The 8,702-nt window shown below is 62.9% G+C and carries 7 protein-coding genes and 1 tRNA gene; 7 read left to right on the forward strand and 1 reads right to left on the reverse strand.

Annotated features, from left to right (window positions below; translation table 11 throughout):
• The first annotated feature begins 137 nt into the window (after nucleotides 1-137).
• The 4 genes from ybgF to ACVOLI_RS11860 all read left to right on the forward strand — a co-directional run bounded on the left by ybgF (nucleotide 138) and on the right by ACVOLI_RS11860 (nucleotide 2,535).
• Nucleotides 138-926, forward strand: a complete 789-nt coding sequence (ybgF, locus tag ACVOLI_RS11845) for a tol-pal system protein YbgF (RefSeq protein ID WP_481614560.1) — start codon at nucleotides 138-140, stop codon at nucleotides 924-926.
• A 33-nt stretch (nucleotides 927-959) separates the two neighbouring features.
• Nucleotides 960-1,649: a 7-carboxy-7-deazaguanine synthase QueE gene (gene queE, locus ACVOLI_RS11850; protein ID WP_481614561.1), complete on the forward strand. Its 690-nt coding sequence runs from the start codon at nucleotides 960-962 to the stop codon at nucleotides 1,647-1,649.
• Between the two features lie 78 nt (nucleotides 1,650-1,727).
• On the forward strand, nucleotides 1,728-2,399 hold the full coding sequence (queC, locus tag ACVOLI_RS11855) for a 7-cyano-7-deazaguanine synthase QueC (RefSeq protein WP_296253817.1): 672 nt from the start codon (nucleotides 1,728-1,730) through the stop codon (nucleotides 2,397-2,399).
• 60 nt (nucleotides 2,400-2,459) lie between these two features.
• Nucleotides 2,460-2,535: transfer RNA gene (locus ACVOLI_RS11860), tRNA-Lys, on the forward strand.
• Nucleotides 2,536-2,761: 226 nt separating this feature from the next.
• On the opposite strand, the gene ACVOLI_RS11865 is transcribed toward ACVOLI_RS11860, so the two are convergent.
• Nucleotides 2,762-3,709, reverse strand: coding sequence for a DUF5694 domain-containing protein (locus tag ACVOLI_RS11865; RefSeq protein ID WP_481614562.1), 948 nt, complete (start codon nucleotides 3,707-3,709; stop codon nucleotides 2,762-2,764).
• A gap of 488 nt (nucleotides 3,710-4,197) precedes the next feature.
• Here ACVOLI_RS11865 and ACVOLI_RS11870 point away from each other — a divergent pair, with 488 nt between their 5' ends.
• From ACVOLI_RS11870 to ACVOLI_RS11880, 3 genes are all read left to right on the forward strand, one after another.
• Complete coding sequence (locus tag ACVOLI_RS11870) at nucleotides 4,198-4,749, forward strand: ECF-type sigma factor (RefSeq protein ID WP_481614563.1); 552 nt, start codon at nucleotides 4,198-4,200, stop codon at nucleotides 4,747-4,749.
• A gap of 23 nt (nucleotides 4,750-4,772) precedes the next feature.
• Nucleotides 4,773-7,526 (forward strand): protein kinase domain-containing protein, encoded by a 2,754-nt coding sequence (locus ACVOLI_RS11875; protein WP_481614564.1) that lies wholly within the window; start codon nucleotides 4,773-4,775, stop codon nucleotides 7,524-7,526.
• Between the two features lie 353 nt (nucleotides 7,527-7,879).
• The gene (locus ACVOLI_RS11880) at nucleotides 7,880-8,635 is read left to right on the forward strand and encodes a SapC family protein (RefSeq protein WP_481614565.1); all 756 of its coding nucleotides are present in this window, start codon (nucleotides 7,880-7,882) and stop codon (nucleotides 8,633-8,635) included.
• Nucleotides 8,636-8,702: the final 67 nt, after the last annotated feature.

Consider the following 8,702-nt stretch of genomic DNA (forward strand, 5'->3'; position numbering starts at 1 on the left):
GCGACAGCAGCGGCTCGGCCGAGCGCACGATGGTCTGCGGGCTGTAGCCGTCGGAATCGGCCACCATCAGCGCGTAGCGCATGTTGGCGCCACTGCCACTGGCAGTGATGTCGGCTTGGCGCATCTGTCTAAAACTGATGCTGGGGGGCGCGGTCCCCCTGGGGGCTGCCGCGCCCGCGTATGCACAGCGGGCAAGTTTGGCTGACCGTGTTGGCGTGCTGGAAACGCAGGTCAACAACAGCCAGGCCAATACCGACATGCTCAATCAGCTGCAGCAGCTGCGTACTGAAATGCAGGCGTTGCAGGGCACGATCGAGCAGCTTCAGCACGAGAACGAACAGCTGAAGCAGCGCAATCGCGATCAGTACCTGGACCTGGACGGTCGCCTCAATCGCCTTGAAGGCGGTGCTGGTGCTCCGGCAGCTCCTGCCACTGGCGCGGTGACGCCTGCCGCTGCGGCCGCAAAGCCGACAGCGGCTGCTGCCGAACGTCCGCCGACGGTACGTGGCGATGCCGGTACGCTGGCCTCGGCCGGTGATGAGCGTGCTGCCTACAATGTCGCGTTCGATGCGTTGAAGGCCGGCAACTATGCCGACTCGGCGCAGTTGTTCCAGAGCTTCCTTGAGTTGTACCCGAATGCTGCCTACACCCCCAATGCCTTGTATTGGCTGGGTGAGAGCTTCTATGCGACCCGTAATTTCAAGATGGCTGAGGCACAGTTCAGCGATCTGGTTGCCCGTTATCCGACCCATGACAAGGCTGCCGGCGGTTTGCTGAAGCTTGGCCTGTCGCAGTTCGGTGAAGGCAACAATGCCCAGGCGCAACAAACCCTGGAACAGGTTATTTCCCGTTTTCCCGGCAGTGATGCGGCCCGTACTGCCCAGGACCGACTGCAGTCGATCCGGCTCGGCCAGCAGCTGCGTTGATGTGGTGCCGCACCGATGGTGCGGCCAACGAATATGAACTCTCCGAGCGCCGCTGTTCCCAGCGAGATCGTGCAGTCGCCGTTGCCGCGACTGAAGATCACTGAAATTTTCCTGTCCCTGCAAGGCGAAGCCGATACTGCCGGCTGGCCGACCGTGTTCGTGCGCCTGACCGGCTGCCCGTTGCGCTGCCAGTACTGCGATACCGCCTACGCGTTCCATGGTGGCGACTGGTGGGACATCGACGATATCGTCGCCGAAGTGCTCAAGCAGGGCGTGCGCCATGTCTGTGTCACCGGCGGAGAGCCGCTGGCGCAGAAGCGCTGCCTGATCCTGCTGCACAAGCTCTGCGAAGCCGGCCTGGACGTGTCGCTGGAGACCTCCGGCGCGCTGGACATCGCCGATGTGGATCCGCGCGTATCACGCGTGGTCGACCTGAAGACGCCGGATTCGGCGGAAATGGCGCGCAACCGGTTGGAAAACATTCCGCTGCTGACCGCCCGTGACCAGCTCAAGTTCGTCATCTGCAGCCGTGGTGACTACGAGTGGGCCAAGTCCATGCTCAGCGAGCACCGTTTGCCGGAGCGCTGCATGGTGTTGTTCTCACCGAGCAAGTCGCAGGTCAGCCCGCGCGAACTGGCCGACTGGATCGTCGCCGATCGTCTGCCGGTGCGCTTCCAGATGCAGCTGCACAAATTGCTGTGGGACGACGCACCGGGTTACTGAGCCGGCGTCGCACCCTCCAATCGTTTACCCCGGCGCGGGACAGCGTGCTGGCTTTCCTCTCCCAACCGGATCATCACCATGAAAAAGAAAGCAGTCGTGCTTCTTTCCGGCGGCATGGACTCAGCCGCCGTCGTCGCCATCGCCCAGGAACAGGGTTTCGAAGTGCATGCCATGAGCGTGCGCTACGGCCAGCGCCACACCTCCGAACTGGAAGCCGCCGCACGCGTAGCCGCCGCCTTGGGCGTGGCCGGGCACAAAGTGGTCGCGGTCGACCTGCGCAGCATCGGTGGCTCGGCGCTGACCGACGACATCAACGTGCCCGAGGCCGGTGCCGGTGACACTATTCCCGTCACCTATGTGCCCGCCCGCAACACCATCATGCTGTCACTGGCGCTGGGCTGGGCCGAAGTGCTGGGTGCCAACGACATTTTCTGTGGTGTCAACGCGGTTGATTACTCCGGCTACCCGGACTGCCGTCCTGAGTTCATCGCCGCCTTCCAGGCGCTGGCCAACCTGGCCACCAAGGCGGGCGTGGAAGGCGCGGGCATCCGTGTGCATGCGCCATTGCAGTACCTGAGCAAGGCGCAGATCGCGCTGGAAGGGCAGCGCCTGGGCGTGGACTTCGGCCTGACTGTGTCCTGTTACCAGGCCGACATGGACGGCAAGGCCTGCGGCCACTGCGACGCCTGCCAGCTGCGCGCCGATGGCTTCACTGCCGCGGGCATGGCGGATCCAACCCATTACGCATGATGTTGTTTTTGCGTTTATTGCGTTAGAATACGCGCCCCGGCTACGGCCGGGTCTTTGTTTGGGCCGTTAGCTCAGTCGGTAGAGCAGAAGACTTTTAATCTTTTGGTCGAAGGTTCGAATCCTTCACGGCCCACCAGCATTGCCAAGGCTTCGGAGCGATCCGGAGCCTTTTTTATTGTCCCGCAGGATGGCGACCGCTCCGCAAGCGGCCTGGACTGGCAGCTCGAGCGTAGCCGGGCAGGCGCAGCGCATCCGGGAGATGTGAGTCCTGTGATCTTGCCGGCTGCCGATGAGAAGCCCCGGGCTGCCCGGGCTACGGTGACGCCGGCAAGGTCGCGGCTTTCTGCCGCAACCTCGGTACGTTACTTCAGCAAGGCCTGCTGGACATCGACGATGCGCACATCGTGCATCTGCTCGAGATAGGCATCCAGATACGCTTTGTGCGAGGCGCCGACCAGCACCAGGGTGCGCATTCCGGGATTTGGCCCCATCAGGTCGCGGATGTTGGCGGCCATGCGCAGGTTGCGGGTCTCCCACGATGTGACATACATGCGCCCGTAACCCTCCGGGGAGGGTTCTTCCAGCGCGGCACCGTAATCGCTTTCGAAGGCCACCGGGGCGACGTCCGGGCCGTTGTCGCGCCGATACATCGCCAGCGCTTTTTCGGGTGTGTCGAGTTGGGATTCCAGGCTGCTGTACAGGGCTGCACGCTGCTTGCTGGCAGGGTTGTCCCACGCCTTGCGGATGGCTTTCACGTAGGCCTTGGGGTCCGGGCCATAGCGGTCGGCACTGTGGTCGTCCATCGGCCAGAGCCGTTGATGGCCCAGCCGCACCGCCAGCTGTGCAGCGATCAGCGTGTTTTCATTGCGACTGCTGCGCAGTGCTTCCAGCGCCTCCACCAGCTCCTGGTTCAAAACGCCCTCCGCGCGCCGCTCTGGCGCTGGCAGGTGCAGCCATTGGACAAGGGCGGAATCGTGCTCTCCGGCAGCGAGGAACTTGGCTGCCAGTTCGCGACGCTGGGCAGCGCTTGGTTGCGCCGGCCAGTTCACCAGCATTCCCTCGGCGGCCGCAGTCGCTGCTGCTACATCCAATCCGGTCGCCTTTGCCGCCGCTGACAGGTCAGGGCAGTAGTCGCTCACCGTCAATGCGTAGCGGGCAGGGTAGCGGCGCAACATGTCGCATTGCTGTCCCGAGACTGTCTCGACGGCGATGGCCTGTGGCTGCCACGCCGCCAGGCGGTCGAGCAACGGGGCAAGCGCCGACGGATCGAAGGCTTTCGGCAAACCCGCCAGATGTGCAGTGGCGAGCACTGCGACTTCGTTCTGTGTTCCATGTCGAGGCCCCTTGTGTGCGCCAGGAACAAAAGGCTGTGCCTGTCCGGCTTCTGCCTGGGTTGCTGCCGCCAACAGTGCGCAGATCAATACGCCTCGTCCCCACATGCCCTGCATCACACCCTGCTGCATAGAACCTGCCGATTGAGCGCTTGATAGGCGCGAAGTTGCGCAGATTCCTTCTCCAGCAAGCCTTTGTCAACGTCAGGCAGGATTGCGCCACCAGGCCTGCGGTTCGCGCTCACCGGAACCAATCATGGAACCAATGCGGGCGATGGCAGCCGGCTGCTGGTGTGGCTTGTGACCGTGTTCGCCGTTGGTGGAACCGAGGGGGCTTGAAGATCACTCGGCACTGCAGTGTGAACGCACAGTGCCAGCCGCCGTGGTTGGAAGTCGCCGGGTCTGGTTCTAATATGCGGCATGCACCATTGGTTGCCCCGGTGGGCGTCCAGGCACTGGGGACAGGGTTGAGCAAGCAGATCACGCAATTACTGCACCGATGGCAACAAGGCGACATGGATGCGCGCGAGCATCTGTTCGAAGCCTTGTACTCGGATTTGATGGTGATTGCGCGCAACCGCTTGTCGCAGCAGACCAGCGGTACCCTGCAGCCAGCCGCGCTGGTCAACGAATCGCTGATGCGCCTGCTCGGCAGCGACGCGGACTACAAGGACCGCGCTCACTTCGTCGCCATTGCAGCGTTGAAGATGCGCTCGGTACTGGTCGACCACATGCGCGCACGCGCGGCAGACAAGCGCGGTGGCAATGCCGAGCAGTTGACTCTGTCCTACGCTGATCAGGTGCCGGACGATGCAGCTGTCGGCCATGACGTGCTGGCCCTGCACCAGGCCTTGAATCAACTGGCCGAACTTGAGCCGCGTGCAGCGAGCACGATTGAACTGACCTACTTCGGTGGCATGAGTCGTGATGAGATCGCGCTGGTGCTGGATGTATCCGCTCCAACGGTTGACCGCGACCTGCGCTTCGCGCGGGCCTGGTTGAACCGGCAGCTGCGCTGATCAGTGACGGCGGCGGTGCGGTGATGGCGACGGAGCGTTGGCGGCAGGTTCGTGAGCTGTTCGATGCCATCTGCGAGCTGCCGCGCGAGCAATGGCAGCAGGCACTCGACACAGGCAGTGATGACCCTGCGGTGCGCGAGGAAGTGTTGCAGCTGCTGCGCTCACAGACCGTGGGCCTGAGCCGGGTCAGCAATCGTCTGGATACCGCGCTGGCGCGTGCCTTGGCGCCGGAACTGGGCGTGGGTGAGCGGCTCGGGCCATGGCGGCTGACCGAACGCATCGCACATGGCGGCATGGGTACCGTGTTCAAGGCTGAGCGCGCCGATGGTCTCTACCAGCGCACGGTTGCCATCAAGCTGTTGCATGGCATGCCGGGCGCCACCGAGGTGGAACTGCTGGGCGCGGAGCGGCAGGTGCTGGCTGGTCTGCAGCTGTCCAATGTCGCGCGCCTTTACGATGGTGGCACCACGCCGGATGGCCATCCGTATCTGGTGATGGAATACGTCGACGGCGTGCCGCTGGATGTTTGGTGCGCCGAGCAGGCATTGGGCCTGCAGCAACGGCTTGCGCTGTTCCTGGAGATCTGCAGCATTGTGCAGTCGGCACATGAACAGCTGGTGCTGCATTGCGATCTCAAACCGCCCAACGTGCTCGTGCAGGCCAATGGCCAGCCTGTGTTGCTGGATTTCGGCTTGGCGCGCCTGCTCAATGAGGCGCGCGACAAACGCGATTCGGGTTACTGCACGCCGGGCTATGCAAGCCCGGAGTTGATTGCCGGGCATTCCGTCGGTGCCGCCAGCGATGTCTACAGTCTTGGTGTGATGTTGCTGGAGCTGCTGTCGACACAACCGTCGATGCGCGAGGCGCAGAACACGGGTGAGGCATTGATTGCGCCCAGCGCCAATACACCGGCTGATCTGCCTTGGCGGCGCCGCCTGCGTGGCGATCTGGATGCCATCGTCGCACGTGCATGCGCCAGCGACATCTCCCTGCGCTACCGCTCGGTCGAGGCCTTGATGGCCGATCTGCGCCGCTATCTGGAGATGCAGCCGGTATTGGCGCGTAACGGCGGCCGCCTGTATCACCTCGGGAAAGCGCTGCGCCGGAACTGGCAAGGTACGGCGATAGGCGCGGGTGCAACCGCGTTGCTGGCGGTGTTCGTATTTGGTTTGTGGGAGACCCGGCGGCAGGCGCAGGAAGAGGCGGTTGTGGCGCAGCAGATCAGCAACTTCATGGTTGGCATGTTCGAAACCGCTGATCCGTTCCTTCGCACCGAGCGCGGTGCCGAGGAGTTGAGTTCGCGGCAACTGCTGGACAAGGCCGTACTGCAGGTTGCGCGGGATCTGGCGGATGCGCCGGCGCAGCTGGCGCGGATGCGCGCCGTGCTGGGGGTTGCCTATCAGAATGCTGGTGCTTCGCATCAGGCCGACACGCTGTTGCAGCAGGCCTACGCTGGCTTCATGGATCCGCGTGTGGCGCGTCCGCTGGATGCGGCGAATGTGCTGGCGGATCTGTCCGTGCAGAAGACCCTCGATGGCGATGGTGGGCGCGGCCTGCAGTTGGCGGTGCAAGGTCTGGATCTGATTGGAAGCAAGGCCCCGGCGGTGGTGCAGGCACGTCTGTACAGCGCAAAGGGGTTGGCGCTGTTGAACCAGCAGCATTTTGATCTGGCCGAAGCGGCCTTCAACAGTGCAACGGCGCTGTATCAGGATGTGGAGGGCGTGGACGTCGGTGCCGAGACCAGCGAGCTGCTGTACAACAAAGGCCTGATGTACCTGCGCTGGGGACGGCAGTCATCGGCGGAACACGAGTTCCGGCGGCTGCTGGACAATCTGCATGGCCGTCGGACCAGCTTGGCGTTGGCGGCGGAAACACGGCTGGCGCAGATACTGCGCGAACAGGGCAAGTACGAACAGGCGCTGCCGCTGCTGCAATCAGGAATGCAATATGCGCTGGAGTTGTACGGCGCAGAGAACAGCTTTGTCCGCGTGCAGTACGACGGATTGGCCGACCTGTACCGGGATTCCGGTGACTACGCGGCGGCTGAGCAGCATTACCAGAAACGGAATGCCTTGAGCGCACGTCTGGATGGACAGGACTCGGTCGAGTATTCGATGGGTCTGTTCAATTACGGTTCGTTGAAGGTGCTGCGCGGCGAACTGGCGGCGGGCGAGGCGCTGTATCGACAGGCGTGGATGATCCGCAAGCAGAAACTGGGTGAGGACTCGCCTACCAGCCTGCGTGCAGAGAGCGAGTTGGGGCGCCTGCTGATGCGTGATGGTCGGATGGGCGAGGCGGGCGGGCTGCTGATGCACGCCGACAAGGGGCTGAGCCAGAGTTTGCCGGCCGATGCACCTGGTCGCGTGCAGGCCCATTTGAACCGGATCGATTGGCATGTGCGCAGCGGACAGTTGGCCCAGGCGCGGCAAATGCTGGAACAAATGGACTCACCGGTTGCCGAGGAGCTGCAGCTGCGCTGGCTGGGAATCCGTGCCGATCTTGCGATGCGCTTGGGCGAAGGAGAGCAAGCGTTGGCGTTGCGCAGGGCTGCGCTGGAGTTTGCCGGCAGCAAGCAGGGCAAGGACAGCGCAGCCGTTGCCGAGACCGGTCTGGCCCTGGCCGAGTCATTGCTGCAATTGGGACACGCGCGCCTGGCCAAGGAAGAACTGCAGCGTGTGCTGCTGCTGATAGGGCGGCAGCAGGTTGCCGGCTCGCCGGATCGGCGCAAACTGGACGGCTTGCTGCTGTTGGCCGAGCAGAATCTTGGCGCGCGTTAGCAGCTGAGGGTATTGAAGGCAGCCGCGTCAGGTTTACGGGTGATGTGCACTGCCGTATCAGCGAAGGGATCTTTCCAAGCTGTTGATATATTCCGATTTATTGCCGCGCGCGGGATCCGGCGAGTCTGGTGTTGACGCGCTCCGTGGACCGCCGTGCGGCGTTTCCACGCGATGAATCTGGCGTGTCCACGGCAGGTGTCTTGGCTGGCTGTGTTGTGTTTTACGAAAAATTTACAAAAATTAATTGGCGCCAGTGACGGATGTCCCACTTTTTTTTGGATTCGTGATTGGATGCGGACGCTTTTCCCGGTTTCTTCTAGTGAGGGTTACTTTTTCCATCACAGGGGAGCGCCATGAAGCAGCTGTTGATCTATGACCGTCCGGTTCAGTTGAATCGGGTTGCCCATCGCAACCATCGGGTGGTTGCCAACGACGGGGACTTCCGATTCGCCTCCAGCCTCAATTCCGTACCGCTTGCCTGCGTGGAGTTTGCCCGCGCCGCACGCGACTACCCGATTGTGTTTGCCGGCAACAGCGCTGACAGCGTGGTACCTGCCGCATTGCTGGGCCTGCGCAGTGGCCAGAACCTGATGGTGAATGCCGAGGGGCGTTGGGTCGAGGGTGCTTATGTACCGGCATTCCTGCGTCGCTATCCGTTCGTACTGGCCGAGCAGGATGCGCAGGGCAGCGATTTTACCGTTTGCCTGGATGCGGCATTCGAAGGTCTGCGGGAAGGCGGCGATGAAGGCGCGGCGTTGTTCGACGAAGAAGGCAACGACAGTGCCGTGCTGTCAAACGCGCTGGAGTTCCTGCAGGAATACCAGGTGCACCTGGCACGTACCCGCGGCCTGACGACTGCTTTGGTCGCGCACGATCTGCTGGTGTCCAAGCAGGTGAATGTGCAGACGGCAGCTGGCGAAACCTTCTCGCTGGACGGCTTTTTCGTGGTCGACGAGCAGAAGCTGCGCGAGCTCAAGGGCAAGGCTTTGCAGGATCTTGCCAAGTCCGGTGACCTGGGCTGGATCTACGCCCACCTGTTGTCACTGGGCAATGTCGAAGTATTGAGCCGGGTGCTGGACAAGCAGGCATCGCCTGCAGCCACGCACTGACACCTGCTTTGCCCCCGATTGATTGATCCATGCGCGGCCGCATCAGCGGTCGCGTATCCGCCTATCT

This window comes from Stenotrophomonas sp. STEN029, from assembly GCF_056760015.1.

Excerpts from the sequence above, each read along its gene's own strand:
- ACVOLI_RS11875 (WP_481614564.1), top strand. The coding sequence starts at position 4,773 with ATGGCGACGGAGCGTTGGCGGCAGGTTCGTGAGCTGTTCGATGCCATC.
- ybgF (WP_481614560.1), top strand. The coding sequence starts at position 138 with ATGCTGGGGGGCGCGGTCCCCCTGGGGGCTGCCGCGCCCGCGTATGCA.
- ACVOLI_RS11880 (WP_481614565.1), top strand. The coding sequence starts at position 7,880 with ATGAAGCAGCTGTTGATCTATGACCGTCCGGTTCAGTTGAATCGGGTT.
- queE (WP_481614561.1), top strand. The coding sequence starts at position 960 with ATGAACTCTCCGAGCGCCGCTGTTCCCAGCGAGATCGTGCAGTCGCCG.
- queC (WP_296253817.1), top strand. The coding sequence starts at position 1,728 with ATGAAAAAGAAAGCAGTCGTGCTTCTTTCCGGCGGCATGGACTCAGCC.